This window comes from Paraburkholderia sp. C35, from assembly GCF_003121405.1.
Taxonomy (GTDB): Bacteria; Pseudomonadota; Gammaproteobacteria; order Burkholderiales; family Burkholderiaceae; genus Paraburkholderia.
The window spans coordinates 86296-111612 of sequence record NZ_QBUY01000001.1 but is presented as its reverse complement, the minus strand read 5'-3'; the positions used below and the strand labels follow the sequence as shown (position 1 = coordinate 111612).

Genomic DNA, 25317 nt, shown 5'->3' with positions numbered 1-25317 from the left:
AACGGATTGGCAGATCGTTATCCGTATGGCGACTTATGTCGACGATAGCGGCGGTATGACTGCCAGGACAGAAGCCGCGATCAATCGATTCAGAATACTAAGCATATGAAGAGCGATTCGTTTGCGGCATGGATGAGTTTGTCTAGCATGAAAGGTCATGCATCGAAAAGCGATCCACTCTGCAATGAATCAGCCTGTCCTGAAGGCCGTCTCCATCACGAAGCGATTCGGCGCGACGACTGCGCTGACCCATCTCGATCTCGACATTCGTGCGGGAGAAGTGGTGGCGTTGATGGGCGCAAACGGCGCGGGCAAATCGACGCTCGTCAAGATAATTAGCGGTGTCTACGGAGCGGATAGCGGTGCGCTGTCATTGCGCGGCGAGCCCTTCGCGCCTTCGTCGCCGCAGCACGCCAAACGGCTTGGCGTTGCGACCGTGCATCAAAGCATCGCCGATGCCGTCGTGCCGACCTTATCCATTGCGGATAACCTGCTGCTGGACAAACTTTGCGACGGCGCGTCCGCATGGCGCATGACGCCGGCGGCACGCGTCGATGCCGCGCGGCCACTTGCGCAGCGCGTTGGTCTGGATGCGGACCTGTCTGCGCCGTTGCACACACTGTCACTGGCAGCGCAGCAACTTGTCACGCTGGCGCGTGCGTTGGCGGGCAATCCGTCGCTGCTGATTCTCGATGAACCTACGGCCAGTCTTTCTGCGCCCGAAGCAGAGCGGCTTTTCGCGTTGATCGAGCGTTTGCGCGCCGATGGCGCGGCGATCTTGCTGGTGTCGCACCGGCTGGGCGACTTGCGCCGCATCGCGGACCGCGTGACCGTCATGCGCGATGGCCGCATCGTGGCAGACCTGCGTCCGCCCATCGATTTCGACGCCGCGGTAGAAACGATGATCGGCCATGCACTGCCCGCCGATCGCGCTGCGTCGCGTGAAAGCGGCACATCCGGCAACGTGTTGTTCAGCGTACGTGATCTCAGGCTGACGCCTGCCTCGATACCTTTCGATCTCGACCTGGAAGAAGGGGAGATCGTGGCAATTGCGGGCCCCGTCGGTGGCGGCAAATCGCGTCTCGCACGCGTCATCTTTGGCGAAACGCGCGCCGTGCAAGGTGACATGCAGTTGCTCGGCAAGCCGTGGCGTCCACGCTCTCCCGCTGATGCAATTCGCGCGGGTGTCTACCTCGCGGGAGAAGACCGCTGGCGTTCGTCGCTGTTTCCCGACAGCGTGCCGTTCGCGTCGATTGCGGGCACGCTCAGTTTTCCGTTTCTGTCGCGCTGGCATAGAGGTGGCTTTGTACACCGCGAGACGGAGCGTTCGGCGGCTCGCGACGCGATTCCTGCATTCGGCGTGCGCTGCACAGGACCGGATGACCGGCTGTCGCGTCTGTCGGGCGGCAATCAGCAAAAGGTCGTGCTCGCGCGCTGGCACACGGAACCGTCGAAGCTGTTGCTGCTCGACGAACCGTTTCAGGGTGTCGATGCGGGCGCGCGCGCCGACATCGTCGCGCTGCTGCGCAAGCGTGCGGCAGGGCGCGCCACGCTGGTGTTCGTCAGCGATCTCGAAGAGGCATTCGAAATCGCCGATCGTGTCGTGCATTTCGATCGCGGCACGACACTCGAACGCGCGGCACCCGCCGATTCTTTTTCATCAGTTGCTCTCACTCATTCATGAAATCGACCACCCCGCCTGTGACGACAAACGTCCCTACCCAATCGACAGCGCGCCCGCGCTCGAACAGTCTGCGCGAGCACCTGGAACGCACGGGCATCCTGCTGGTGCTGGCGGTGCTGATCGTCGTGTTCGCGGTGCGCGAGCCAGCCTTTCTGAACGTCGACAACCTGCTGAGCATTCTGCAGGCCGTTTCGATCGTTGCGCTGCTGGGCATCGGCGTGACGATCACGCTGGCGGCAGGCGGCTTCGATCTTTCGGTAGGCAGCGTCGCGGCAACGGCGCAGATGGCGGCGAGCTATGTGCTGATCGTATGGCATGGCGGAGCGTGGAGCGCCGTGCTGGCCTGTCTGGCACTCGGCGTGGTCGCGGGCCTGTTCAATGGTTTGCTGATCACACGTCTGCGCGTGCCCGACCAGCGTGCCACGCTCGGCACGCTATTCCTGCTGGCGGGTCTGCAACTGATTCCGACAGGCGGGCGTTCGCTTGCAACGGGCACTGTGCTGCCCGACGGCACGGAAGCGACGGGCAGCTTTCCTGATCTGTTTCTCGCGCTGGGGCGCTCGCGTCTGTTCGACATCGTGCCGTTGCCCGTTCTGCTGCTGGTCGCGTTGACGGCAGTGGCGTGCTTCGTGATGGAAGCGACGCGCTGGGGGCGGGTGATCTATGCGATCGGCGGCAACGAAACGGCCGCGCGCCTCGCCGGTGCGCCGACGGCCCGCTATCGCATCGCCGCCTATGTCGCGTCATCGACGATTGCTGCGTTGGGCGGCGTGCTGATCGCGGCGCGCGTTGGCCGCGGCGATGTGAGTGCGGGGCATTCGTTGCTGCTTGACGCCGTTGCGGCGGCGCTGGTGGGTTACGCCGTGTGGGGCGCGAAGCGGCCCAACGTGCTCGGCACGGTGGTGGGCGCTGTGTTCGTCGGCGTGCTGCTCAACGGCCTGACGATGCTGAACGCGCCTTACTACATGCAGGACTTCATCAAGGGCGTGCTGCTCGTGTTCGCACTGGCTTTCACATTCAGCGTCGGGTCGCGTTCGGGCGCACGCGCGTGAGACGAGAAAACCATCTGCAATACGACGTCATATCCATTTTCAAATCGCTCAGTTTGTGTTTGTGACGAGCGTTGCTAGATTGTGCCGATAGTCATCAAAGGGAGACATTCATGGCCGACACGGACGTAGCAGATCAACAGCAGGTGGACGCGAATGCGCGCGCGGTGCGCGTGATCGCCGACGATGCACAAGCCATTGCCGTCGCGCATGAACTGGCGCGGCGCGTCGCTGTGGGCGCGTCCGAACGCGATCGCGAACGCCGTCTGCCGCGTGAAGAAATCGAGTGGTTCTCGCAGTCGGGCCTGTGGGCCATCACGGTGCCGAAGGCATATGGCGGCGCGGGTGTGTCGTTCGTCACGCTGACTGAGGTCATCAAGATCGTCTCTGCTGCCGATCCTTCGCTTGGCCAGTTGCCGCAGAATCATTTCGGCCTGGTCGATGTGATCGCGTTGACGGGCACCGAAGAACAAAAGCGCCATTTCTTTGCGGAAATTCTGGCGGGCAAGCGCTTCGGCAATGGCTTCTCCGAGAAAGGCACGAAGAACGTGCTCGATCTCAGGACCACGGTGCGGCGCGATGGTGACGACTATGTGATCGATGGCACGAAGTTCTATTCGACAGGCGCACTGTTCGCGCACTTCGTGCCCGTGCTCGGCCTCGATGAAGCACGCAAGGCATGGCTCGCGTATATCCCGAAGGGCACAGCGGGTCTCGAAGTCATCGACGACTGGTCCGGCTTCGGCCAGCGTACGACGGCCAGCGGTACGGTCACGCTGGAAGACGTACGCGTGCCGGCTTCGCACGTGCTGCCCGCGCAGCGCGTATCGGACGAGCCGACGCTCAACGGCCCGGTGTCGCAGATCATTCAGGCTGCCATCGATGCCGGCATCGCGAAAGGCGCGATTGCCGATACGCTGGAATTCGTGCGCACGCGCACGCGCCCTTGGGTAGACAGCGGTGTCGACAAGGCTAGCGAAGACCCGCTCACGCTGCGCGAAATCGGCCGCCTGCATGTCCAGTTGCATGCCGCCGAAGCGCTGCTCGAACGCGCGGCACGCGTGATCGACGAACTCTCGGCCAGGGGCGCCACTACGGAAGACGATGTCGCGCGCGCCTCGGTGGCCGTCGGCGAGGCAAAAGTATTGACGACCGAAATCGCGCTGCTGGCAGGCGAAAAGCTTTTCGAACTCGCCGGGACCCAGTCGACATTGAGCGAACACAATTTCGATCGCCACTGGCGCAACGCGCGCACGCATACGCTGCACGATCCCGTCCGATGGAAGTATCACCTCGTCGGCAACTACTATCTGAACGGCGTGAAGCCGGCACGTCACGCATGGAACTGACGCTGCCGGTTATCAGGCATCACACAAGGGGACTTTCGATGAAATCGCTGTTTCAAAGCCGCTCGGTCTGGGTGCGTGCGCTCGGCGCGCTGACGTTGTGCTCGGCTGCCGTGCTTTCCGCCGTCTCCGCGCAGGCCGAGCCGCTCAAAGGCGCGCCGGCGCCGTTCGACAAGGGCGGTGTGCGGATTGCGCTCGTCAACTATCTGTCGACGGGTGACTTCTTCCAGGCCTACGAAGCAGGCGCGCAAAAGCAGGCCAAGGCGCTGGGCGTCGACCTGCGCATCTACGAGGGCCGTCAGGATGCGTCGGAGCAGCGAGAGCAGATCCAGCAGGCCATCAGCCTGGGCGTGTCGGCCATCATCGTCAATCACGGCTTGCCGGAGTCGCTCAAGGACGTCGTGCAGCGCGCGCTGGACAAGGGCATCAAGGTCGTCGCGTTCGACGTCGATCTGGCCAATCCCAAGGTGCCGCAAATCGAGCAGAGCGATCACGATCTCGCGTCGCTGCTGCTCGACCAGGCTGTGAAGGATAACGGCGATACGTTCGCGGCCGGGTACGTGTATGTCGCGGGCTTTGCGCCGCTCGACCGGCGTGACGCCGTGTGGCGCGACTTCAAGCGCGCCCATCCGAACGTGCAGGAGAAAGCGCGTTGGGGCACCGTCGATAGCCCGATCGCGCAGTCGGTGGCGAATCAGGCGTCGGCGGCATATCGCGCGCATCCAGAGATTCGCGTCGTGTTCGCGCCGTACGACGAGTTCGCGCGCGGCGCCAAGCTGGCCGCCGACGAAGCGAAACTGTCGTCGAAGCTGCGCATCTACAGCGCGGACATTTCGACCGCCGATATCGAAGCGATCCGCGCGCCCGGTAGCGCGTGGGTGGCGCCAGCGGCGACCAATCCTGCCGTGGTCGGCGCCGTATCGGTGCGCGCGGCGGCCTTGCTGGTGGCAGGGCAGGACCCGGGACATCACATCGTGGTGAAGCCCACGCTGATCACGCGCGACGATCTGGTGAAGAACGACATCAAGACGATTGCGGATCTCGGCGCGAAATTCCCCGCGTTCCGTTCGAGCGATGCAGCCACGGCAGCGTGGATTCCTGCTGCGCAGTAAGCCGCGAGGAGCGTGACACAGGCTGGCATTTGTCGAAGCGTCACTTCGAACCGCTGCAAAACGAAGGCGGCGCGCAACCCGGGAGAGCTCATGCTGTTTTATCACCGTGGGAAAGCCGTCCAGACGTCGGCGGCGAAACGAGGCCGGCTGTTCGTGTCACGCGTGTCGAGTCTCGAGGAAGATGGCGAAGCCACTTCGCTGGGCGATCTGGGCTACTTCGCCAACCGTCGATCGGCGCTGGCGTTTGCGATGCGTTGCGCCACCGCCTTTGCCTACGACGAGCCGATGCCGAAGCCGCCATGCGAAATCGTGCATGTTACTGTCGCGACGCAGGTGAGCCTCAGCGAGGACGCTGCAAATACGGCGCGAGACGGGCGCGCAGTGAGCATCGTGGCGTCGTAGCGGGCACGCATTGGCACAGCAGGGCCGCTGCATCTCATGCGGCGGCCCTGCCGCCATGCTTCTTCGTCAACGTGTCCACGATCCATTGCGCCAGTCGTTGCGCCCCATCCGGCAGTTCCGTGCCTGCCCGCACGCAAAGATAGTAGTGCCGCCCATCGTCGAGTTCGTGCTCGAACAGCCTCACCAACTGGCCTGACGCCAGCTCGCGTTCAATCAGCGGTGCCCGCAGCAGCGCGGCGCCGAGATCGGCGAGCGCCGCATTCAAGGTCAACTGTCCATCCTCGAACAGCGGGCCTTCCGTCCGCGCAACATGCTTCACCCCCGCGCTTTGCAGCCAGTGAGCCCACGTGCTGCGGTCTTCGTCGTGGACGAGCGGGACGCTGGCCAGATCGGCAGGGCGTTTGAATGGACCGTGACGCCGCAGGAAGCGCGGCGTGCACACGGGCACGACCGCACCCGACAGCAGGCGCGTGCTCTCATAGCCCGTCCAGTCGCCCGTGCCGAAGCGGATCGAGAGATCGGCGGCATCGCTGCGATAGTAGCGATGGTTCGCATACAGCACCGTGACGTCCACGTCGTCGTTCCCTTCCAGAAAGTCGTGCAGGCGCGGAATGAACCATCCCATCCCAAACAGCGGAATCAGACTCACGGTGATCTGCCGGCGCGTCGAGCGTTCGCGCACGAAACCCGTCGCGCTGCGCAACACGGCAAAAGCAGTACTGATGGAGCGGTAGTAGTCGCGGCCTTCGTCGGTCAACGAGAGTGCGCGACCGTCGCGCACCGTCAGCGCAGTGGTTACGAAGGTCTCGAGCAATTGCAACTGGTGGCTGACTGCCGAAGGTGTGACGCCGAGCTCACGTGCAGCCTCTGCAACCGAGCCCAGGCGTGCAAACGCTTCGAAGGTGCGCACCGCACGCAACGGTGGATCGCTCGCCGAATGCCGAATTTTTTTCATGTATCAAATTATAGGCGTATGTGGAGGTATGAGTGGAAATTAAGAAACATACTTAAAAACAAAGAGATAAGTGCCAAATGCCGTGTGGAAATATCCATCTGCATTTTGCTGCTTTGCGGCCAGAGGGCGCTTCTCTTTAATGTTTCTCATCTTATGACTCGCGGTGACTCACTGCCGAAGTGACGGCCGCGCCCACACAACTACGGTCCTCGATCATGAACAGACACAAGCCTCTGCATTGCGCCCTCGTGGCAATTTCCGCGTTACTGGCCGGGATGGGCTACGCTCACGCGCAGACACCGCAAACCGTGCTGATCGGCGTAGCCGGTCCGCTGACCGGGCCGTCGGCGCGCATCGGCAAGGATCTGGAAAACGGTGCGCGGCTCGCCGTCGATGACGCCAACAGCACGCACCCCACCATCGACGGCAAGCCGGTCGTGTTCAAGCTCGTATCCGTGGATGACCAGTCGGACCCGCGTACGGCCGTCAGCGTCGCGCAGCAACTGGTCGACCAGCATGTAGCCGGCGTAGTGGGGCATTGGAATACAGGCTGCAGCGTGCCCGCATCGCGTGTCTACCACGATGCAGGGATTCCGCAAATCGCGCCCGCGTCCACCGGTCACGCGTACACACAGCAGGGCTTCGACACGGCGTTCCGGATCATGGGGCACGACGACGGCAGCGGCGCGTACACGGGTGCGTACGCGGTGAAAACGCTGAAGGCGAAACGCATTGCCGTGATCGACGATCAGACGTCGTTCGGCGCCGGACTCGCGAACCAGTTCATCAAAGGCGTGGAGAGCAACGGCGGCACCATCGTCACGCACCAGTACGTGACCGACAAGACGGTCGACTACAGTGCAGTGCTCACGGCGATCAAGGCGCAGCACGCGGACCTCGTCTTTCTTGGCGGTATCGACAGCGAGGCGGCACCCATCGTCCGACGCATGCGGCAGTTGCAGATACAGGCGACCCTGCTGGGCGGCGGCGGTTTCGTCAGCCAGACCTTCCTGAAGCTCGCGGGCTCGCAAGGCGAGGGCGTTACCGCGCTGGAACCGGGACGCCCGCTCGAACGCATGCCCGGCGGAAAACAGTTCGATACGCAATACCGCGCGCGTTATCACGCGCCCATCGAACTGCATGCGCCGTTCGCATATGACGCTGCCGCCACGCTGATTGCGGCGATCGAACAAACCGGCTCGACCGATCCGAAGCGGCTGGTCGCGGCACTGCATGCCATCCAGCGTCCGGGCATTACGGGGACAATTGCTTTCGATGCCGAGGGCAATCTCAAGGATCCCGCCTACACGATCTACAAGGTCAAGGGCGGAAGCTGGGATGTGGTGGACGTGCTGGGCGGTTCGAACCATGCGTCAGCCAATGCGTCGGCCACGCAGACTGCAAAGGAGTAAACGGCTATGAGCACGCGCACGCCTGAACACGATGCGATCGACAACCTCGGCATATTGGCGCGGCGGCGCATCGAGGCGGAAATTATCAAGCCGATCTACGCCATCCTGAAGCGCGACTTCGGTATCGAGCGTGCTCAGGCCGTGATCGCGGAAGCCGTCAGCGGCGCCGCTGTGCAGGCGGGCGAGCAGTTCGCGCAGCGCGAGCCGGAAGGCACCAGCATCGCATCGTTCATCGCGCTGCAGACGTTGTGGGAAAAGGACGATGCGCTGCAGGTCGAGGTGCTGCGCGCCGACGACGCGCACTACGACTACGACGTAAAGCGCTGCCGCTATGCCGAGATGTATCACGCGATGGGGCTGGGCGAGATCGGCCATCTGCTGAGCTGTGCGCGCGACAGCCTGTTTATCGAGGGCTACGATGCGCGCGTCAAGCTCGAGCGGACGAGCACGATCATGCAAGGCGGCAAACGTTGCGATTTTCGTTATCGGTTGGCAGGCGAGGCATCCGGGCCTTCGCATGTGGACCAGCAAGGCAAGGACACATCGCAATGACAGCTGATCTCCGCGTCAATGCGGCTCGCCTGTGGGACTCGCTGGAGCGCATGGCCCAGATTGGCGCAACGGAAAAAGGCGGTGTGCGGCGGCTTGCGCTGACGCAGCTCGACCGCGAATCGCGCGATCTGTTCGTGCGGTGGGCGCAAGAAGCGGGCTGCACCGTGCGTGTCGACCGGATGGGCAACATCTTTGCCCGTCGCGCCGGGCGCAATCCTTCGCTCGCGCCTGTCCTGAGCGGCTCACACGCCGACACGCAGCCGAATGGCGGCCGCTACGACGGCATCTATGGCGTGCTCGGCGCGCTCGAAGTGGTGCGTACGCTGGAAGACGCAGATGTCGTAACCGAGCGTTCGATCGATGTCGTGCTCTGGACCAACGAGGAGGGCTCTCGCTTCGCGCCGGCCATGATCGCCTCGGGTGTGTTCGCGGGCGTGTATCCGCTCGACTATGGTCTGTCGCGCACCGACGCGGCAGGCGTGACCATCGGCGAAGCCCTCACGGAAATTGGCTACGACGGCGCCGAACCGGTTGGCGGCTTCGACGTGCATGCACTGTACGAATTGCACATCGAGCAGGGCGCGATCCTCGAGCGTGCGGGCAAAACCATCGGCGTGGTGTCGGGAGGTCAGGGACAGCGCTGGTATGAAATCACGCTGCGCGGCGCCGATGCGCATGCCGGCACCACGCCCATGGACCTGCGCCGCGACGCGCTGGTCGGCGCGGCCCGGCTGATCGATTTCGTCGATGGGCTGGGGCGCCGCCACGCGCCGGATGGCCGCGCCACCGTCGGCATGATCGAATCGCGTCCCAACTCGCGCAACACGGTGCCGGGCGAATGTTTTCTGACGGTCGAGTTCCGGCATCCCGATGCGCAGGTGCTCGAGCAGATGGACGCCGCGCTTCGCAAGCAGACGGCAGACGTTGCGCACGCACGTGGCCTCACTTACACGCTCGACCAGATATTCGACTGCGCACCTGTGCCGTTTGCGCCGGCGTGTATCGAGACCGTACGCAGCGCCGCGAACCATCTGCGCCTGTCGCATCTGGACATGATCTCAGGCGCCGGACACGACGCAATCTATGCTGCGCGCGTCGCGCCGACGGGCATGATCTTCATTCCCTGCATTGGCGGCGTGAGTCACAACGAAACCGAGGCGATTACGCAGGAATGGGCCGAGGCGGGTGCGAACGTACTGCTGCATGCCATGTTGCATTCCGCCGGCGAACGCGACAGCGACCGAACCGCTACCCATTCCCCAACCGCCTCTCCAGCCAACGCGTAAGCAGCGAAATCGGATAGCAGTAAGCGAAGAAAATCACCAGCGTCGCCAGATAGCTCAGCACGGTAAAGCTCGATCGCGCTACCGTGCTGCTTGCGACCTGCGCCGTGTCGATCAGATCGTGAATGCCGACCAGCGACGACAACGCGGTGCCCATCGTGATGATCGCGTAGACGTTCATCCACGGCGGCAGCATGCGCCGGATGCACTGCGGCAAGACGATATGCAACAGGATCTGCGCGCGCGAGAATGCGAGTGAACCGGCCGCTTCCCATTGGGTAGTCGGAATCGACGCCACCGCGCCGCGAAACACCTCGGCAATGTTGGCGCTGGCGGGAAGCGCGAGCGCAAGGGTCACCTTCAGCCAGTCCGGAAACGGAAATGTCGTGCCGAACAGTGTGAACTCGAACGGAAACACATACGTCGTGAAATAGACCAGCACCAGCCACGGCGCATTGCGGAAGGCCTGCACCCATAGCCTGGCGATGCGTCCCGGCAGCGAATGCGCGAGTGCCAGCGCGCCGATCGCGAGGCCGAGGACCGAGCCAATCGCAATCGCGCCGATGCTGATCAGCACGTTCAATGCAAAACCATGCGCGAGCGCGGGCGCCCACTCGACAAAGCGCGCCAGCGTTTCGCCCCGTGCGCCGGAGTCGGGCGCGAAGGTCCATAGCAGTGCACCCGCAACCAGCACACCGAGCGCCGCAGCGACGCCAGGCGCGGGACCGCGTACGCGCTTTGCGGGGCGGCTTTCTGCAACAGGAAAAGACGATGCAGCCGATCTAGGCGCCATAACCGGGAATCCATAAACGTCGTTCGAGCCAGCGTCCTGCGCGGCTCACCAGCCACGTGAGCAGGCCGAAGAAAAGCAGAATGACGACCATCAATGCGAGCACGTTGTCGCGCTGCGTCCAGATCATGATCGACTGATAGGTGATATCGCCGACGGCAATCGCCGACGCGAGCGCCGTCGCTTTCACCAGTTCGACGAAGTTATTGACCAGCGCGGGTAACGCCGTGCGAAACGCGAGCGGCAATTCGATGCGCCAGAAGCGCGTGGCGCGGTCGAAACCCAGCGACGCAGCCCCTTCGAGCGTTTGCGCCGGCAACGCATCGAATCCGGCGCGCAATGCCTCCGCATGAAACGCACCCTTATGCAGCGACAGCACCAGCACGACCCAGAAAAATGGCTTGAACGGGTTGTCGATATGACTCTCGCGCAGCCACTGGGTGATCAGCATGTTCAGCACCAGAAACGCGCAATAGAGTTGCACCAGTGTTGGCGTGTTCCGCGTGAGTTCGACGTAGGCGCGCGCAGATGCGGCGATCCACACGTTCCGGTGGCGCAACGCGATGAGCAGCAGCAAGCCCGCGAGCGCGCTGCCGACCATCGTCGCGATGACCAGTTCGATGCTCACCACGATGCCCTGTATGAAGGGCACGCGGTCGTAAGCGTCGAACAGAAAACGATAGTCGAAGCCCGCATGCGCCGCCGCATCGACCAGCGAGTGTAAAGAGAAAGCCATGTTTATTGCACGGAGGGCAATTGCTTGTGCCACTCTGCGAGCGCGGGCGACGGCGGCGTCAGACCGTTTTTCGCTTCGTCTTCGATGAGCCAGCCCGTGTGATGCCAGTCACGCACGATGGCATCAAGCTTCGCTGCCGTATCTTTTTCGCCTTGCCGCACCCAGATCACCGAAGGCGCCGGTTCGAGTTCCGGCTGCAGCGTGCGGTAATCACGCCATTCGGGATCATGCTGCTGTAACGGATAAAGCAACGGTGCGGCGTCGTGCACGGCTGCGATACAGCTTCCGCCGCGCAGCGCGAGCAGCGATTGCGACGCGCCGGGGAATGCGCGCGGTATCGCGCCGTATTTCTCGACCACGGGGCGGATATAGCTGCTGCCTTGCGAAATGCAAACCGGTTTGCCGCGCAGATCTTCCCACCTGGTGATACCGCTCGAATTCGGCGTGATCGCCGTGCCGCCCACGCGATAGTACGGCGTCGGCACGTGATCGAGAATTTCGCCGCGTTGTGCGTTGTATTCCATATTCGCGATCAGGATATCGACCTTGCCTTGCTGCAGGAACTGAACGCGCGTCGAGGGCAGCACAGAGACGAGCTGAACCTTCACACCGAGGCGCTTGCCGATGTCATTCGCGAGGTCGACATTCATGCCGCGTGGCTGCTGGGTCTGCGGATCGAGCGAGCCGAACGGACTGCCCGTAATCATCACGCCAACGGCGATTTCATGGCGTGAATTGATTTTGTCGAGCGTCTGGTCTGCATGAGCGCGCGGCGTGCATAGCGTTGCGGCGAGCGTGGCAAGCAGCGCAAAGCGCAGCGGGAAACCCAGGGATCTTTTGTTATGAGCCGCTTTACTGATGGTCATGAGCGATCGGATAAATGAAAGGACTGAGGCGTTCAGGCGAACCACGGTGAATACGCCAAGGCTGGACGGCATACCCTATGCCAATCCCGATGCGTGGCCAACGAAATGAATCTGCTAAGCAAAGCACACAGACGTTAAAGCGTGTCTGTACATGCCGTCGCGCTGTTCTCGTGCATATAGCAGATCGCCGCATAAGGTTTCGCCGATTCGTTGGTTAGTGAATGACTTTTGCGTTCCTAGAATGATCGGCTGCTGCGTGCGCAACTGATCGGATGTGACGCGCGGCACCGCGCCATCGAAACCGGCCCGCAAACCAACCGTGGAGGCGGCATGAACCGCATTGCTATCGACGAACACGCTGCCCTCGCCAACGCCCACACTGCCGGTCATGCGCTGCTGTCGTTGCACGATGTGCATCTGCAATACGGCAATACGTCCGTGCTCAACGGCATCGATCTGTCGGTACAGCGCGGTCAGGCCGTGTCGATCATCGGCCCGTCAGGGTCGGGCAAGTCGACCATTCTGCGTTGCATCAATGGCCTCGTGTCGCCGCAACGCGGCGAGATTCATGTCGATGGTATCGATGTGCGCGCACAAGCTACCGACGCCCAACGCATCGCCTTACGCAAGCGGATCGGCTTCGTGTTTCAGCAGTACAACCTTTTTCCGCATCTGAGCGTACTGCAGAACCTGACCATTGCGCCGATGCGCGTACTCGGCCGCAGCCGCGCGGAAGCCGAGAGTGACGCGCATGCGCTGCTTGCCAAGGTGCGGCTCGGCAACAAGGCAACGGCTTACCCTGGTGCACTGTCGGGCGGCCAGCAGCAACGCGTGGCGATTGCCCGCACGCTCGCCATGCGGCCGGATCTGATCCTGTTCGACGAAGTGACATCGGCACTCGATCCCGAGACGGTCGGCGAAGTGCTGAACGTGATCGGCGAACTGGCCGACGAAGGCCAGACCTGTGTGCTGGTCACGCACGAGATGCGCTTCGCCGAGGACATCAGCGACGAAGTGTTTTTTACGGAAGGCGGCGTGATTGTCGAGCACGGCAGCGCGCGGCAGATCTTCCATGATCCTGTTCACGAACGAACCAGGCTCTTTTTGCAGCGTGCCCGCGGCGAAGACCGTACGGGCCGCGCGCGACGGCGTGATCAACGAGACACGCCGACCACACACGACACCTCAATCTGACGATCATGAGCACAACCACCAACGAAGCCGTCACAGACGTGGCAGCGCAACGCAAGTCCGCTGTGCAGGCGCTGCTCGCCGATGCCCGCACGATCATCGAAGAAAAAGGGGTGACGCGCGAAGCGCTCGCCGCAATCAGCGCGCGTCTGCTCGAACTCGCGACGCATCGCGCGCTGTTCGACTCCGCCGATTTTCCGCCGCCGCAACGCGATAGCGGCGATACGTCGACGCGTTATCGCCTCAATCCCGGCGAAGACGGTTTCGCGCTGTATCTGAATTCACTGCTGCCAGGCAAGACGACGATCCCGCACAACCACGACACGTGGGCGGTGATCGCCGCGATCGATGGTGCCGAACTGAATCGAATCTATCGCCGCACCGACGATGGTCGCGACCCGGACCACGCGAAGATCGAACTGTCGCAGGAAATCGTCGTGCGGCCTGGCGTGCCCATCGCCTTCCTTCCCGACGATATTCACAGCATTCACGTCGGCGGCGCGGAACCGACACTGCATTTCCATCTGTATGGCCGCCCGCTCGAAACGCTGACGGGACGGCTCGGCTTCGAGACCGACACAGGGCTGATCGTGCGATATAACGCGACGCATATGCAGCGCGCGACGCAGGCAGTCGGCTGATGGCGGCACCCGACGATCACCTTCTGACCCGCGTCGTGCACGCGGGCTCACCGCCATTCGATCAAGGCGCCGCGCCTGTCAACGTACCCGTTGTGCGCACGAGCACCGTGCGTTTCGCGAGCGACGCTGATCGCGTCGAGCTTAATCATCGACGTGAAGCGGGCGAGCCTGTCAGTACCTACGGGCGGCACGGCATGGCGACGCACCGCGCGCTGGAAGCCGCGATTGGCGAACTCGAAGGCGCAGATGAAGTGCTGCTTGCGCCTTCTGGCTTGTCGGCGGTGTCACTGGTCTTTATCGCATTGCTGTCGCCGGGCGACCATGTGCTGGTGCAGGACAGTGTTTATGGTCCAGTGCGCGAACGCGTGGAGCCGTTGCTCACGCGCCTGGGTGTGTCCGTCAGCTATTTCAGTGCGGGCGATGGCGTGCCCACCGCGAGCGTCAGGCCAAATACGCGGCTCATCTATGCAGAGTCGCCCTCGTCGTTTTTGTATGAGGTGATCGATCTGCCCGCGCTAGCGGCGTTCGCACGCGAACATCGCATCGTGCTGGCTGCGGACAATACGTGGGGCGCAGGGCTGCTGTATCGGCCGCTCGCGCTCGGCGCGGACATCTCCGTGCAGGCAATCACGAAATATCTGGGCGGCCATTCCGATCTGATGCAGGGTGCGGTATCGACTGCGAATCCCGCGCTTGCCAGCAAACTCCGCGATACGCACGACGCGCTCGGCCTGAGTGTGAGCGCAGACGACGCCTATCTGGCGCTGCGCGGCATCCGCACGCTCGCCGTGCGGCTCGCCCAGCATGGCCGCAACGCACTCGAGGTCGCGCAATATCTGCAATCTGAACGCAAGGCGATCTCGCGCGTGTTCCATCCCGCGTTGCCCGACGATCCGGGTCACGCGCTCTGGCGGCGGGATTTCGCGGGCGCCAATGGACTCGTTTCATTCGCGCTGCGCAACGCGGATCAGACCAGGGCCCGCGCATTCGTCGATGCCTTGCGTCTGTTCGGCATTGGCGCGTCGTGGGGTGGCTACGAAAGTCTCGCGCTGGTTGCGCCGCCGTCACGCGTGCGCGAACACAGTTATTGGCGCGGCGATGAACCCGTGGTGCGGCTCCATATCGGCCTCGAAGATCCCGCCGATCTGATCGCCGACCTCAGGCAGGCCTTCCATCGCGTCCTTCAATAAGCGCGCGCCTTCTCCATTTCATTTGCTGATCGAATCCGAATGACAGACAGTTTCCCTCTGATTTCCGCGACGACGGTGCGCGAATGGTTGAACGACAAACAGGAGCTTGCGCTATTCGACGTGCGCGAAGCCGGCGAATTTGGTGAAGGCCATCCGTTCTTTGCAATTCCGCTGCCATATAGCCGGCTCGAACTCGATGTCGGCCGGCTTGCGCCGCGTCGTAGCGTGCGCGTTGTCCTGATCGACGATGGCACGGATAACGATGCAATTGCCAGGCGCGCCGCGACACGTTTGCATGCTCTGGGCTATACGCGCGTGTCGGTTCTGCAGGGCGGCGCGCGAGGATGGGCCGAGGCGGGCTACACGCTTTTCAAAGGCGTCAACCTGCCGTCGAAGACCTTCGGTGAACTGGTCGAGCATGCGTTGGGTACGCCGCACCTGTCGGCAGATGAACTCGCCCGTTGGCAAGCCAGCGGCGAGCCGCTTGTGCTGCTCGATGGACGTACTGTCGAAGAGCACAAGAAGATGACCATTCCCGGCGCGATCAGTTGCCCGAATGGCGAACTGCCGTACCGGATCGGCGCGCTCGCTGCCGATCCCGAGACGCCCATCGTGATTCATTGCGCGGGCCGCACGCGCAGCATCATCGGCGCGCAGTTGCTGCGCAGTCTCGGCGTACCCAATCGCGTCATTGCGCTGGAAAATGGCACGCAAGGCTGGGCGCTGGCCGGACTCGAACTCGAACACGGCAGCACGCGGCGCTATCCGGATGCGGTTGACGAGCACGCCATCGCCGATGCGCGCAAGCGTGCGGCTGAACTGACACAACGTTTCGAGCTGGCGTCGCTCGATGCGCACACGGCGCAGGCCTGGCTCGACGCGCCCGATCGCACCACCTATCTGCTCGACGTGCGCAGCGCCGCGGAATTCGCTCACGATGGCGTATCCGGCGCGGTGCATGCCCCCGGCGGTCAACTGCTACAGGCAACCGATCAGACCATCGGCGTGCGCGGTGCGCGCGTGTTGCTGGTCGACCACGATCAGGTGCGGGCGCCCGTGATCGCGACATGGCTCGTGCAACTCGGCTTTGAAGTGGCGCTCATTGCGGAACATCACGCGCGAGCGTTGCGTCCAGGCGAAGGCAATCCTGCAAGTGAACCATACGGCGCAGACGTAGCTCGCATCGACGTGAACGGACTGCGCGCATTGCGTGGCGCGGAAGGCGTGCATCTGATCGATTTGCGCGCTAGCGCGGCCTATCGAAACGGTCATCCTCAGGGCGCGCGCTGGTCGATCCGGCCGAGACTGCCTGATGCGTTTGCTGGTGTCGATCAATCTGCGCGGATCGTGCTGTACGCGGATGCTTCGGAACTCGCCGTGCTCGCCGCGCTTGATCTGCGCGATGCGGGGTTCGTGAACGTGTCGGTTGTGGAAGGCGGTATCGAGGCCTTCAAACAGGCAGGTTTCGCGCTGGAAGCCACGCCTCAGACACCGCCCGAAAGTGAGCGCATCGATTATCTGTTCTTCGTGCACGATCGCCATGAAGGCAATCTCGATGCCGCGCGCGCCTATCTCTCATGGGAAACGGGTTTGATCGCCCAGTGTGCAGCCGACGAACTCCAACATTTCAAAATCGCTACGCAGCCCGCTCTTACTGACACGCTTTCGGAATCGACCCATTCATGATGTTCAGTTTGTCGAAGCGCGCGTTGCGCGCCAGTCTGTTTTTATCCGCTGTCGTGACTTGTGCCGCAGCAGCAGGCACCGCACATGCCGATGCCACGCTCGATCGCATCAAGGAACGCGGCACGCTGGTGGTCGGCGTGGTGCTGGATGGCACCTATGGCACGCTCGATCCGGCAACCCGCCAGCCGATTGGCTACAACGTCGAGCTTGGCGAAAGCCTTGCGCGTCATCTGGGCGTGAAATTCGAAGCGATCGAAGTGACGCCGCCGAACCGCGTGCAGTTCCTGCAGCAGGGCAAGGTCGATGCGCTGATCGCCAGCATGCAGTACACAAAAGAGCGTGACGAGATACTCAGCTACGTGCCGACGCCGTTCGAGGAAATTGGCGGCAGCGCGATGGTGCACAAGGGTTCCGGCATTCATGACTGGGCCGATCTGCGCGACAAGCCGGTGTGCGTCTCACAAGGCAGCAATTACACGAAGCCGCTGATCGAGCAGTACGGCGCGCAGGTCAAGGCCTTCAAGGGCATGCCCGAGGCGTTGCTGGCGCTGCGTGGCGGCACGTGTGTCGCATCGGTGCATGTGACGCCCGGCATTCAGGCGCGTCTGGCGAATCCGTCGGGCGAATGGAAAGACTATGAATCGCCGATGCGCAGCCAGCTCATTCCGTCGCCGTCCGTGATCTGGGTTCGCAAGGGGCAGACGGACACGGTTGTCGCGTTCGACAAGATCGTCAAGGACTGGCATCGCACGGGCTTTCTGATCGAAGAAGGCAACAAATGGCACATGCCGCCTTCGCAACAGTTGCAGCAGTGGCATCAGCAATACGCGTCCAACAAGGAAAACTGAACCATGACACAGACTGTGGATGTAGATCACGATGCCCGCCGTACGCTCGACCTGCTCGGGCCGGCGCCCGATAACTGGGTGCCCGCCCATCCTGGCATCGATCACAACGTGTTGATCGTCGGTGGAGGGCAGACAGGTTGTGCGTTTGCGTTCGCGCTGGGACGCGCGGGCATCGGGCGCGTCAGCGTGATCGATGCGGCCGCCGATGCGTCGAAAGCGGGCGTGTGGCTCATCCGTGCGCGCATGAACAAGCTGCGTACGCCGAAGACGCTGGTCGGGCCCGAAGGCGGCTTGCCGGGGTTGAGCTTTCGCGCGTGGTACGAAGCGCGTTTCGGTGCGGCGTCGTATCAGGATATCGACCGTATTCCGCGCGAGCGATGGGCCGAGTATCTCGCGTGGTATCGCGAGTTTCTCGACGTGCCTATTCGCTACGGCACGCGCCTCGTGAGAATCGAGCCTAAGGACACGCATTTCGCGCTGCATCTGGAAACGGACGGCAGCACGCATGTCGAAACCGCGCGCAAGATTCTGTTGTGCAACGGCGTGGCAGGCAACGGCGGGGCGTTCGTGCCGGCGGTTCTGCAGTCGTTGCCTGCGCAGCTTGTTGCGCATACGTCCGATGCGATCGATTTTGCCGCGCTGCGCGGCAAGTCGGTCGCCGTGCTGGGCGGTGCCGCTTCCGCATTCGATGCAGCAGCCACTGCGCTCGAAGCTGGCGCGGGCGAGGTCCATCTGTTCGCGCGCCGCACCACGCTCGCGGCCACGCCTGTCTCGCGCGCGCGTGCGTATCCGGGCGCCTACGACAACTACTTCGATCTCCCGGACGCATTGCGCTGGGCACAGGCGCTTCGCTTCAAGCGTTCGGGATCGACGGCGCCGCCGGACTCGATCGAACGCGTCACGCGCTTCGAGAATTTCCATCTGCATCTCGGCGCGCAATGGGTATCCGCAAGCGAGGCTTCAGGGCAGATCGAAGCCAACGTAGCAGGCGAATCATTTCGCTTCGACCTGGCGATCGCGGGAACGGGTTACTTCGTGAATCCGGCTGCGCGTCCCGAACTGGCAGACTTCGCTTCGCACATTCTGCTGTGGCGCGATCAGTACACGCCATCGAAAGAGGATGCAGACGATGGACTCGGTGCGCATCCCTATCTCGGCCAGGCGCTCGAATACCGCGAAAAGGTCGCGGGCGACGCGCCGTATCTGAAGCATATTCACGTCTACAATCCGGCGGGCTTCGTCAGCGCTGGTGTGCCCGGGGGCGACGTGCCGAGCATGAAGCGCGATATCCCGGCCGTGGTCCGCCGCATCAGCCGCGATCTGTTTCTGGCCGATATCGACCTGCACGCAAAGCGGCTCGCTGCCGACGTGGCGCCGGAATTCGATGAGTCGGCGTATGCGTCGAGCGTGTGGCGCAATGAGACGTCGAGTGCCTGAGCGAGATTGAATGCGGAAATGAAAACGGGCGTCGACGACGCCCGTTTTTTTAAGGCTGTTCCTGCGCACCCGCTAACGGGCCGCTCTCCACGCGCTCCTGTCTTGAGGCGCGGATCGTGCCGCGCAACCAGAACGTGAGTTGCAACGCCACCAGCAGCGCACAGGCGCTGAGCACGCTCGCCGCAATCGGGCTGTCGAACAGCGAGAGCAGATCGCCGCGTGCAAGCAGCATCGAACGGCGGAAGTTTTCTTCGACCATCGGGCCGAGCACATAGCCGAGCAGAATCGGCGCAACGGGAAAGTCGAGCGCCAGCAGCACGGCGCCCGCCACGCCGAATGCCAGCACTTCTCCGACCTCGAACAGATTGTTGTTCGTGCTGTACACGCCCACCGCAATGAAAAACAGCGCGGACGGGTATAGAAAGCGGTACGGCACCCGCAGCAGCTTGACCCACACGCCGATGAGCGGCACGTTCAGCACGACCAGCAGCACGTTGCCGACCCAGAAGCTCGCTATCAAGCCCCAGAACAGATCGGCGTGATCGGCGACGAGATGCGGCCCGGGCTGGATGCCCTGAATCACCAGGGCGCCGAGGATCAGCGCCATGACGGCATCGCCGGGAATGCCCAGACTCATTGTCGGGATAAAGTCGACCTGGGTTTTCGAATGCGAAGCGGCTTCGGGCGCGGCAACGCCTTCCAGCGCGCCGCGTCCGAAACGCTCCGGGCGGCGCGCGAGTTTCTGTTCGAGCGCATATGCAACGAATGTCGTCACCGTCGGACCCGTGCCCGGCATCGCGCCAAACAGCGTGCCGACCAAGGTGCCACGAAGCATCGGCGCGAACGACTGGCGAAGTTCGGCACGGCTCGGGCGCATGTCTTTCATGCTCAGCTTGAGCGTGCTGCCCACCGTGGCCGTCTGGTTCACGCCGCGCAGAAATTCCGCGACGCCGAACAGACCCAGCGCGAGCGCGACCAGTTCGACCTTGTCCGACAACGACTCGAAGCCGAACGTGAAACGCATGATGCCCGTATTGACGTCTGTGCCCACCGTGCCGATCAGCAGACCGACCACGGTCATCGCAATGCCCTTGAGCGACGAGCCTTTAGTCAGCGTCGCGCCGCACAACAGACCGAGCAGCATGATCGAAAAGATCTCTGCGGGCCCGAAGCGGAATGCGATCCGCACGAGCAGCGGCGAAGCGAAGATCATCACGATGATGCCAAACGATGCCGCGAAAAACGACGCAATCATCGTAATGCCGAGCGCAGCGCCGCCTTTGCCCTGACGCGTCATCGGATAGCCGTCCAGGCAGGTGACGGCGTGCGGCGGATGGCAGGGCAGATTGAGCAGGATCGCGCCGATGGCCCCGCCATACTGCGAGCCATAGAAGATGCCGGCGAGCATCAGCACGGCGGGAATAGGCTGCATTGTGTACGTGATGGGCAGCAGCATCGAAATGGCCGACAGCGCGCCCATGCCCGGCAACACGCCGATCAGGTTGCCGACCAGCACGCCGAACAGCGACCACATCAGATTGTGCGGCTCGAGTGCGACGCCGAAACCTTGCCAGAGATCGAGCAGCGATTGAGCGATCATCGGTCAGCCCCAGCGGAACAGGGGCATCTGCAGTTGCAGCGCCCACCAGAACACGATGATGCCGATCGCGACCATCGCGGTGGAAAGCAGCAGGGCCACGCGCAGCGAGTTGCTGCGGTCGCCGAGTGCGGACAGCAAAACGGTGGCGAAGGTCGCCGGAACGAGGCCGCCATATCGCCCGAGCACGATGAACGCAACGGTGCCCGCGCAGATGCACAGCCAGCCGCGCCAGTCCGCGACCCGTGCTGATGCATGGCCGGCTGTGCGTTGACGGCTTGCGCCAACCAGCATCGCGGCGCCGATCAGCGCGAGCACGACGCCCAGCGTGACGGGGAAAAATCCCGAACCCATGTGGCTCAATGTGCCGACGCCGTACGAACGTCCCCGGTACGCGGCGCCGACGCCGATAAGCAGCATCAACGCACCGCCGTAGTAGTCCTTGTTGAGGGAAACGAGGCGGGGCGCGGGCAGCGGTTTGATCGCGATGGCTTCCGGCATGGTCTTGCACCTTGATTCGATGAAGCGTGAGAGAGCGCTGTGATGACGTTGCCGAGGTTCAGGCGGCAGCGCTTCGCAGACGGGCATCGCGGCTCGCCGCGCCTTCGCGCAGCAGGGGGATCAGTTCCTTGCCATATTCGTCGGCATCCGTGCGCGGATCGAAGCCGCGGAACAGGAAGCCGGAGACGCCGATGTCGTAGTAGTCGAGCAGGGCATCCGCAACCTGCGCCGGCGTGCCGACAATCGCCGTGGTGTTGCCGGGCGCGTTGGTCGCGCGTGCGACACCCATGAAGAGGCGCTTGTCGAGCACTTCGCCTTTCTCGACCAGGTCGAGCAGACGCCGCGAACCTTCGTTTTCGGCCGAGGCGGGTGGACGATGGCCGCCGAATACCTTGGACTTCGAACTCCACAGACCGACTTGCTCGGTTTCGCTGACGATCTGATGCGCGCGTTCCCAGGCTTCGTCTTCCGTCGCGCCTAGAATGACGCGGATCGAGATGCTGAAGTCAGGCTTTCTGCCGTATTGCTGCGCTTCGGCCAGCACGCGTTGCGTGAGTTCGCGCGTGCCGTCGAGCGTCTCGCCCCACAATGCGAAGATGTCGGCATGGCGGGCGGCGACCTGAATCGCGGCATCCGATGCGCCGCCGAACGAGATCGGCACGTGCGGCGTCTGCAGCGGCTTGAGTTCGGAGAACGCCTGTTCGAAGCGATAGTGTTCGCCTGCATGGTCGATGGGTTGATCGCTCGTCCAGATGCGCCGCACGATGTCGAGGAATTCATCCGTTCGCGTATAGCGCGCGTCGTGTTCGAGAAAGTCGCCGTCGCGGCGTTGCTCCGCGTTGCGCCCGCCCGTGATGATGTGCACCTGCAAACGGCCGTTGGTGAAGTGATCGAGGGTCGCGAGCTTGCGGGCGGCCAGTGTTGGCGAAATGAAGCCGGGGCGATGGGCAAGCAGGAAATTCAGCTTCTGCGTGACGCCAGCGGCGCGCGCCGCAGTCAGAAAATTGTCGGCCCATCCGGCGTTGTGCGGCAGCAGCACGCCGTCGAAGCCGGCGTTTTCGTGGGCCCGCGCCGTGCGCTCGATATGTTCGATGTCGCACGCCGGACCTGTTGCGGGAATCGTCTCCGAAAAGAGCCGCGGGTAGAGCGTGCCATACAGTTTGATGCTCATGGTGCGTGTTCTCCGTATCAGGCGCCGGCTTTCGCCGTGGGAATGTGAGCCGCGGCGATGACGCGGGCGTTGACCGCGATCTCGGATTTGAGCAGCGCGACTGTCTGGTTGCGATCGAGCGGCCTGATCTCGACGCCGAGCGGCTTCAGACCCGCGACCACGCTGGGATCGGCGGCGAGCTTCAGAAATGCCGCACTCAGATCGCTGACCACGGCAGCGGGTGTCGCGGCAGGGACGACAGCCAGATAGAAATTGGTGATTTCCCAGTGCGGCACGCCCGCAGCATCGATCGACGGCACACCGGGCAGGTCGGGCGCTGCCGTCGCGCCGGAAAATGCGAGGCCGCGCAAGTCACCCGAGCGCACGTATTGCGTCGCGAGCGGATCGATGACGAGTTGCACGTGGCCTGCCACGGCATCCGTCAATGCGGGTGCGGAGCCGCGATACGGCACATGCACGATATCGATGCCCGTGCGCAGCTTCAGGTATTCGCCCGCCAGATGCCCGGCCGTGCCGACACCCGCCGTGCCGTAATTGATCTTGCCGGGATGCGCCTTCGCGTAGTCGATCAGATCCTTCAGGCTCTTCACATTCAGCGAAGGATGCGACGCGAACACGAAGCGGATATCGCCGAGAAAGCCCACCGGGACGAAATCCGTGAGGGGATGGTAGGACGCGCCAATCACCTGTGGCGCGGACGTGAGGTTCCCGCTCGACGCGTTCAGCACGGTATAACCGTCGGCATTGGCCTGCGCGGCGTAGCTCGTGCCGATGGTGCCGCCCGCGCCGCCGCGGTTCTCGACAATCACCGACGTGCCGAGCAAACCCGCAAGCCGCTTGCTGACGATGCGCGCGACGAGATCGTTGGTGCCGCCCGGCGGATACGGCGAAACGTAGTGAACGGGGCGTTGCGGATAATCCGCTGCCAGCGCCCGGCTGAACGGGCTCGCCGAGAGCGCGGCGAACAGCGCGGTCTTTAGCAGATCGCGGCGCGTGGGCTGGACGATCATGCTACGGCTGGGAGTGCGCTTCATGGTTGCGCTCCGCTGTCGAGGGCCGTCAACCGCTCGCGGCTGCGCGCGCTCGTCTTCGTGTCGAAGTCCAGCGGCGCAATCGCCGCGATACCGTCGCGATCCACCTGTTCGACCAGTTGCAGTTCCCACGCAAGGTACGCGTTCATCTGCGCGGCGACCTGATCGGGTGCGGCGTGATAGGGGCTGTACCAGGCATCGTCGTCGCCCGTCAGATTGCCTGTGTCGCCCGTTTCGACGGGCAGCTTGAGCGATCGCCAGCGCCGCGTGCCACCGAGCAACGCGGCGATATCCGGCACGCGATGCGCAAGCCGCGCCGCGACCAGACCCGCCAGCGTGCCGTCTTCCGAGGTCAGCACGATCGGGTCTTTGTCGACCCGTTGTTCCAGGTGATCATCGAGCGCGCTGGCGGCGATGAAGCTTGCGCCTGCGATATGGCCCGCGCGGAAGCCGAGGCTGTGGTCGATATCGATCACCTGAACCTTGCCCGCCGCGACATCGTCCGGTTCGACCCAGCGCGTGCGGCCCTGCGCGGCAGGCAACGGGCGCGGTTCGGGGCCGGCTTCGAGCGAGTGCGCGGCGAGTTCGCTGCTGGCGGCATCGTCGAGTACGTACACGTCGAGATAGCCGAGTTGCACCAGCCACGAAGCCGTCATGCGAGCGCGCACACCGTCGTCGTCGCGCAGCACGACGGTTGCATGCAGGGTGCCGACGTATTCGTCAGTGGCCTGCACCAGTTGTCCGCCGGGTGCCGAGCGCCAGTTCGCCGGATGACCTGCTTCGTATTCGAGCGGATGACGCACGTCGAAGCGATACAGCGTGCGCGTTGCCGTTTCGCGTTCGAGCGCGGCAAGACCTTCGGCGTCGATGATCCGCACGTTGGCCCGCTTCGCGACCGTGGCGGCGAGTTCGCGTGCGGCCGCGAGCGTGTCGCCGGAGGGGCGCGGCGCCGTGCGCGTTTGCCCGTGCTCCAGCGTATAGCCCGACAGCAGCCAGGCCATCGAGCCGCCCGTCAGCGCGGCCACCGGGTTCGGAATGCCCGCGTTGATGAGCGACTGCGCGCCCAGAATGCTGCGCGTGCGGCCCGCGCAATTGACGACGATCAGCGTGTCCGGCGAAGGCGCCGCGGCCAGCGCGCGATAGACGAGTTCCGCGCCCGCGCATTCGATGCCGCCGGGAATGTTCATCGTGTGATATTCGCCGAAGGGGCGGCTGTCGAGCACGATCAGATCGTCGCCTGCATCCTGGCGCGCCTTGAGCGTCACCGCGTCGATATTGGGCGTATGCAGCCGGGCTTCGATGATTTCGCCGAATGCCTTGCCGGGCACATTGGTGCCGCTGAAGACTTCGTAACCCGCGCGCGCCCATCCTTCCACGCCGCCTTCGAGTATGGACACGTCCGTATAGCCGAACTCACCGAGCAGCGCGGCGGCACGCGACGTGTATTCACCGTGATCATCCACCAGCACGATGGGGGCGTCGAGCCTGGGTACGAGGCGGCGGACCACGTAACCCAGCCGGCCAACCGGCGCGACTGACGAATAGAACAGACGGCGGCGTGCAGACACGCCTTCTTCGCGCACGTCGAGCACGGCGACTTCGCTGCGCGTGGCGAGCAGGTTTCTCAGGGCTTCAGGGGTGAGTGTGCGGACTGGTTTGGCGGACATGCGGGTCGATTCCTCGATGCGGTCGCGGGACGGGCCTTGCGGCACGTCGGTTGGAATTCAGGAAAATGGGAAATTTCTTCCATTTTTTGAATTATGCGAGCGCTGAGGCGGCAGACTAACCAACAAATCTGCCTGAGCTTCCGACGAATACGGGATAGCGCGGACCGCCT

At 63.4% G+C, this 25317-nt stretch carries 23 protein-coding genes; 14 read left to right on the top strand and 9 right to left on the bottom strand.

What is annotated here, in order from left to right; genetic code table 11:
• The first annotated feature begins 184 nt into the window (after nucleotides 1-184).
• The 5 genes from DK391_RS00485 (at nucleotide 185) to DK391_RS00465 (ending at nucleotide 5593) form a co-directional block, all read left to right on the top strand.
• On the top strand, nucleotides 185-1684 hold the full coding sequence (locus tag DK391_RS00485; protein WP_109476017.1) for a sugar ABC transporter ATP-binding protein: 1500 nt from the start codon (nucleotides 185-187) through the stop codon (nucleotides 1682-1684).
• Entirely contained in the window at nucleotides 1681-2736 is a 1056-nt protein-coding gene (locus tag DK391_RS00480; protein ID WP_109476016.1) for an ABC transporter permease, read from the top strand. Before DK391_RS00485 ends, DK391_RS00480 begins: the two co-directional genes overlap by 4 nt.
• Nucleotides 2737-2846: 110 nt before the next feature.
• Nucleotides 2847-4082 (top strand): SfnB family sulfur acquisition oxidoreductase, encoded by a 1236-nt coding sequence (locus DK391_RS00475; protein WP_109476015.1) that lies wholly within the window; start codon nucleotides 2847-2849, stop codon nucleotides 4080-4082.
• Between the two features lie 38 nt (nucleotides 4083-4120).
• Nucleotides 4121-5191 (top strand): substrate-binding domain-containing protein, encoded by a 1071-nt coding sequence (locus tag DK391_RS00470; protein ID WP_109476014.1) that lies wholly within the window; start codon nucleotides 4121-4123, stop codon nucleotides 5189-5191.
• 90 nt (nucleotides 5192-5281) lie between these two features.
• Entirely contained in the window at nucleotides 5282-5593 is a 312-nt protein-coding gene (locus DK391_RS00465; protein WP_239482645.1) for a hypothetical protein, read from the top strand.
• 34 nt (nucleotides 5594-5627) lie between these two features.
• On the opposite strand, the gene DK391_RS00460 is transcribed toward DK391_RS00465, so the two are convergent.
• A complete protein-coding gene (locus DK391_RS00460) occupies nucleotides 5628-6548 on the bottom strand; it encodes a LysR substrate-binding domain-containing protein (RefSeq protein WP_109476013.1) in 921 nt (306 codons plus the stop codon).
• Between the two features lie 275 nt (nucleotides 6549-6823).
• On the opposite strand from DK391_RS00460, the gene DK391_RS00455 reads away from it, so the two are divergent.
• From DK391_RS00455 to DK391_RS00445, 3 genes are read left to right on the top strand one after another with little or no spacing between them, the layout of a single operon-like run.
• Nucleotides 6824-7960: a branched-chain amino acid ABC transporter substrate-binding protein gene (locus DK391_RS00455; RefSeq protein ID WP_239482653.1), complete on the top strand. Its 1137-nt coding sequence runs from the start codon at nucleotides 6824-6826 to the stop codon at nucleotides 7958-7960.
• A gap of 6 nt (nucleotides 7961-7966) precedes the next feature.
• Complete coding sequence (locus tag DK391_RS00450; protein WP_109476011.1) at nucleotides 7967-8512, top strand: L-2-amino-thiazoline-4-carboxylic acid hydrolase; 546 nt, start codon at nucleotides 7967-7969, stop codon at nucleotides 8510-8512.
• Nucleotides 8509-9798 (top strand): Zn-dependent hydrolase, encoded by a 1290-nt coding sequence (locus tag DK391_RS00445; RefSeq protein WP_109476010.1) that lies wholly within the window; start codon nucleotides 8509-8511, stop codon nucleotides 9796-9798. Before DK391_RS00450 ends, DK391_RS00445 begins: the two co-directional genes overlap by 4 nt.
• Here DK391_RS00445 and DK391_RS00440 read toward each other — a convergent pair.
• The 3 genes from DK391_RS00440 to DK391_RS00430 are packed head-to-tail and all read right to left on the bottom strand — an operon-like array spanning nucleotide 9761 to nucleotide 12187.
• Nucleotides 9761-10588 (bottom strand): amino acid ABC transporter permease, encoded by an 828-nt coding sequence (locus DK391_RS00440; RefSeq protein WP_109476009.1) that lies wholly within the window; start codon nucleotides 10586-10588, stop codon nucleotides 9761-9763. The genes DK391_RS00445 and DK391_RS00440 overlap by 38 nt on opposite strands.
• The gene (locus DK391_RS00435; RefSeq protein WP_109476008.1) at nucleotides 10578-11321 is read right to left on the bottom strand and encodes an amino acid ABC transporter permease; all 744 of its coding nucleotides are present in this window, start codon (nucleotides 11319-11321) and stop codon (nucleotides 10578-10580) included. The genes DK391_RS00440 and DK391_RS00435 overlap by 11 nt, the downstream gene beginning before the upstream one ends.
• Before the next feature lie 2 nt (nucleotides 11322-11323).
• Nucleotides 11324-12187, bottom strand: a complete 864-nt coding sequence (locus DK391_RS00430) for a transporter substrate-binding domain-containing protein (RefSeq protein WP_109476007.1) — start codon at nucleotides 12185-12187, stop codon at nucleotides 11324-11326.
• Between the two features lie 330 nt (nucleotides 12188-12517).
• On the opposite strand from DK391_RS00430, the gene DK391_RS00425 reads away from it, so the two are divergent.
• From DK391_RS00425 to DK391_RS00400, 6 genes are read left to right on the top strand one after another with little or no spacing between them, the layout of a single operon-like run.
• On the top strand, nucleotides 12518-13381 hold the full coding sequence (locus tag DK391_RS00425) for an amino acid ABC transporter ATP-binding protein (protein WP_275426806.1): 864 nt from the start codon (nucleotides 12518-12520) through the stop codon (nucleotides 13379-13381).
• 5 nt (nucleotides 13382-13386) lie between these two features.
• Nucleotides 13387-14019 (top strand): cysteine dioxygenase family protein, encoded by a 633-nt coding sequence (locus DK391_RS00420; RefSeq protein ID WP_109476006.1) that lies wholly within the window; start codon nucleotides 13387-13389, stop codon nucleotides 14017-14019.
• A complete protein-coding gene (gene metC, locus DK391_RS00415; RefSeq protein ID WP_109476005.1) occupies nucleotides 14019-15209 on the top strand; it encodes a cystathionine beta-lyase in 1191 nt (396 codons plus the stop codon). The genes DK391_RS00420 and metC overlap by 1 nt, the downstream gene beginning before the upstream one ends.
• Nucleotides 15210-15248: 39 nt before the next feature.
• Entirely contained in the window at nucleotides 15249-16895 is a 1647-nt protein-coding gene (locus DK391_RS00410; protein WP_109476004.1) for a rhodanese-like domain-containing protein, read from the top strand.
• Nucleotides 16892-17743, top strand: a complete 852-nt coding sequence (locus DK391_RS00405; RefSeq protein WP_109476003.1) for a transporter substrate-binding domain-containing protein — start codon at nucleotides 16892-16894, stop codon at nucleotides 17741-17743. The genes DK391_RS00410 and DK391_RS00405 overlap by 4 nt, the downstream gene beginning before the upstream one ends.
• 3 nt (nucleotides 17744-17746) lie before the next feature.
• Nucleotides 17747-19180: a SidA/IucD/PvdA family monooxygenase gene (locus tag DK391_RS00400; protein ID WP_109476002.1), complete on the top strand. Its 1434-nt coding sequence runs from the start codon at nucleotides 17747-17749 to the stop codon at nucleotides 19178-19180.
• 49 nt (nucleotides 19181-19229) lie between these two features.
• Here the strand turns inward: DK391_RS00400 and DK391_RS00395 are convergent, their stop codons facing one another.
• Genes DK391_RS00395 through DK391_RS00375 form a run of 5 tightly spaced genes read right to left on the bottom strand, consistent with a single transcriptional unit; the run spans nucleotide 19230 to nucleotide 25147 of the window.
• Nucleotides 19230-20780 (bottom strand): tripartite tricarboxylate transporter permease, encoded by a 1551-nt coding sequence (locus tag DK391_RS00395; RefSeq protein ID WP_109476001.1) that lies wholly within the window; start codon nucleotides 20778-20780, stop codon nucleotides 19230-19232.
• A 3-nt stretch (nucleotides 20781-20783) separates the two neighbouring features.
• Nucleotides 20784-21278 carry a tripartite tricarboxylate transporter TctB family protein gene (locus tag DK391_RS00390; RefSeq protein ID WP_109476000.1) on the bottom strand — a complete coding sequence of 165 codons (495 nt, stop codon included), beginning with the start codon at nucleotides 21276-21278 and terminating at the stop codon, nucleotides 20784-20786.
• 58 nt (nucleotides 21279-21336) lie between these two features.
• A complete protein-coding gene (locus tag DK391_RS00385; protein WP_109475999.1) occupies nucleotides 21337-22449 on the bottom strand; it encodes an LLM class flavin-dependent oxidoreductase in 1113 nt (370 codons plus the stop codon).
• A 17-nt stretch (nucleotides 22450-22466) separates the two neighbouring features.
• Nucleotides 22467-23483, bottom strand: a complete 1017-nt coding sequence (locus DK391_RS00380) for a tripartite tricarboxylate transporter substrate-binding protein (protein WP_109475998.1) — start codon at nucleotides 23481-23483, stop codon at nucleotides 22467-22469.
• Nucleotides 23480-25147: a rhodanese-like domain-containing protein gene (locus tag DK391_RS00375; protein ID WP_109476156.1), complete on the bottom strand. Its 1668-nt coding sequence runs from the start codon at nucleotides 25145-25147 to the stop codon at nucleotides 23480-23482. The genes DK391_RS00380 and DK391_RS00375 overlap by 4 nt, the downstream gene beginning before the upstream one ends.
• Between the last annotated feature and the right edge of the window lie 170 nt (nucleotides 25148-25317).

What these genes read in the sequence shown, in the direction of transcription:
- DK391_RS00485 (WP_109476017.1), top strand. Translation starts at nt 185, where the DNA reads ATGAATCAGCCTGTCCTGAAGGCCGTCTCCATCACGAAGCGATTCGGC.
- DK391_RS00480 (WP_109476016.1), top strand. Translation starts at nt 1,681, where the DNA reads ATGAAATCGACCACCCCGCCTGTGACGACAAACGTCCCTACCCAATCG.
- DK391_RS00475 (WP_109476015.1), top strand. Translation starts at nt 2,847, where the DNA reads ATGGCCGACACGGACGTAGCAGATCAACAGCAGGTGGACGCGAATGCG.
- DK391_RS00470 (WP_109476014.1), top strand. Translation starts at nt 4,121, where the DNA reads ATGAAATCGCTGTTTCAAAGCCGCTCGGTCTGGGTGCGTGCGCTCGGC.
- DK391_RS00465 (WP_239482645.1), top strand. Translation starts at nt 5,282, where the DNA reads ATGCTGTTTTATCACCGTGGGAAAGCCGTCCAGACGTCGGCGGCGAAA.
- DK391_RS00460 (WP_109476013.1), bottom strand. Translation starts at nt 6,548, where the DNA reads ATGAAAAAAATTCGGCATTCGGCGAGCGATCCACCGTTGCGTGCGGTG.
- DK391_RS00455 (WP_239482653.1), top strand. Translation starts at nt 6,824, where the DNA reads ATGGGCTACGCTCACGCGCAGACACCGCAAACCGTGCTGATCGGCGTA.
- DK391_RS00450 (WP_109476011.1), top strand. Translation starts at nt 7,967, where the DNA reads ATGAGCACGCGCACGCCTGAACACGATGCGATCGACAACCTCGGCATA.
- DK391_RS00445 (WP_109476010.1), top strand. Translation starts at nt 8,509, where the DNA reads ATGACAGCTGATCTCCGCGTCAATGCGGCTCGCCTGTGGGACTCGCTG.
- DK391_RS00440 (WP_109476009.1), bottom strand. Translation starts at nt 10,588, where the DNA reads ATGGCGCCTAGATCGGCTGCATCGTCTTTTCCTGTTGCAGAAAGCCGC.
- DK391_RS00435 (WP_109476008.1), bottom strand. Translation starts at nt 11,321, where the DNA reads ATGGCTTTCTCTTTACACTCGCTGGTCGATGCGGCGGCGCATGCGGGC.
- DK391_RS00430 (WP_109476007.1), bottom strand. Translation starts at nt 12,187, where the DNA reads ATGACCATCAGTAAAGCGGCTCATAACAAAAGATCCCTGGGTTTCCCG.
- DK391_RS00425 (WP_275426806.1), top strand. Translation starts at nt 12,518, where the DNA reads ATGAACCGCATTGCTATCGACGAACACGCTGCCCTCGCCAACGCCCAC.
- DK391_RS00420 (WP_109476006.1), top strand. Translation starts at nt 13,387, where the DNA reads ATGAGCACAACCACCAACGAAGCCGTCACAGACGTGGCAGCGCAACGC.
- metC (WP_109476005.1), top strand. Translation starts at nt 14,019, where the DNA reads ATGGCGGCACCCGACGATCACCTTCTGACCCGCGTCGTGCACGCGGGC.
- DK391_RS00410 (WP_109476004.1), top strand. Translation starts at nt 15,249, where the DNA reads ATGACAGACAGTTTCCCTCTGATTTCCGCGACGACGGTGCGCGAATGG.
- DK391_RS00405 (WP_109476003.1), top strand. Translation starts at nt 16,892, where the DNA reads ATGATGTTCAGTTTGTCGAAGCGCGCGTTGCGCGCCAGTCTGTTTTTA.
- DK391_RS00400 (WP_109476002.1), top strand. Translation starts at nt 17,747, where the DNA reads ATGACACAGACTGTGGATGTAGATCACGATGCCCGCCGTACGCTCGAC.
- DK391_RS00395 (WP_109476001.1), bottom strand. Translation starts at nt 20,780, where the DNA reads ATGATCGCTCAATCGCTGCTCGATCTCTGGCAAGGTTTCGGCGTCGCA.
- DK391_RS00390 (WP_109476000.1), bottom strand. Translation starts at nt 21,278, where the DNA reads ATGCCGGAAGCCATCGCGATCAAACCGCTGCCCGCGCCCCGCCTCGTT.
- DK391_RS00385 (WP_109475999.1), bottom strand. Translation starts at nt 22,449, where the DNA reads ATGAGCATCAAACTGTATGGCACGCTCTACCCGCGGCTCTTTTCGGAG.
- DK391_RS00380 (WP_109475998.1), bottom strand. Translation starts at nt 23,483, where the DNA reads ATGAAGCGCACTCCCAGCCGTAGCATGATCGTCCAGCCCACGCGCCGC.
- DK391_RS00375 (WP_109476156.1), bottom strand. Translation starts at nt 25,147, where the DNA reads ATGTCCGCCAAACCAGTCCGCACACTCACCCCTGAAGCCCTGAGAAAC.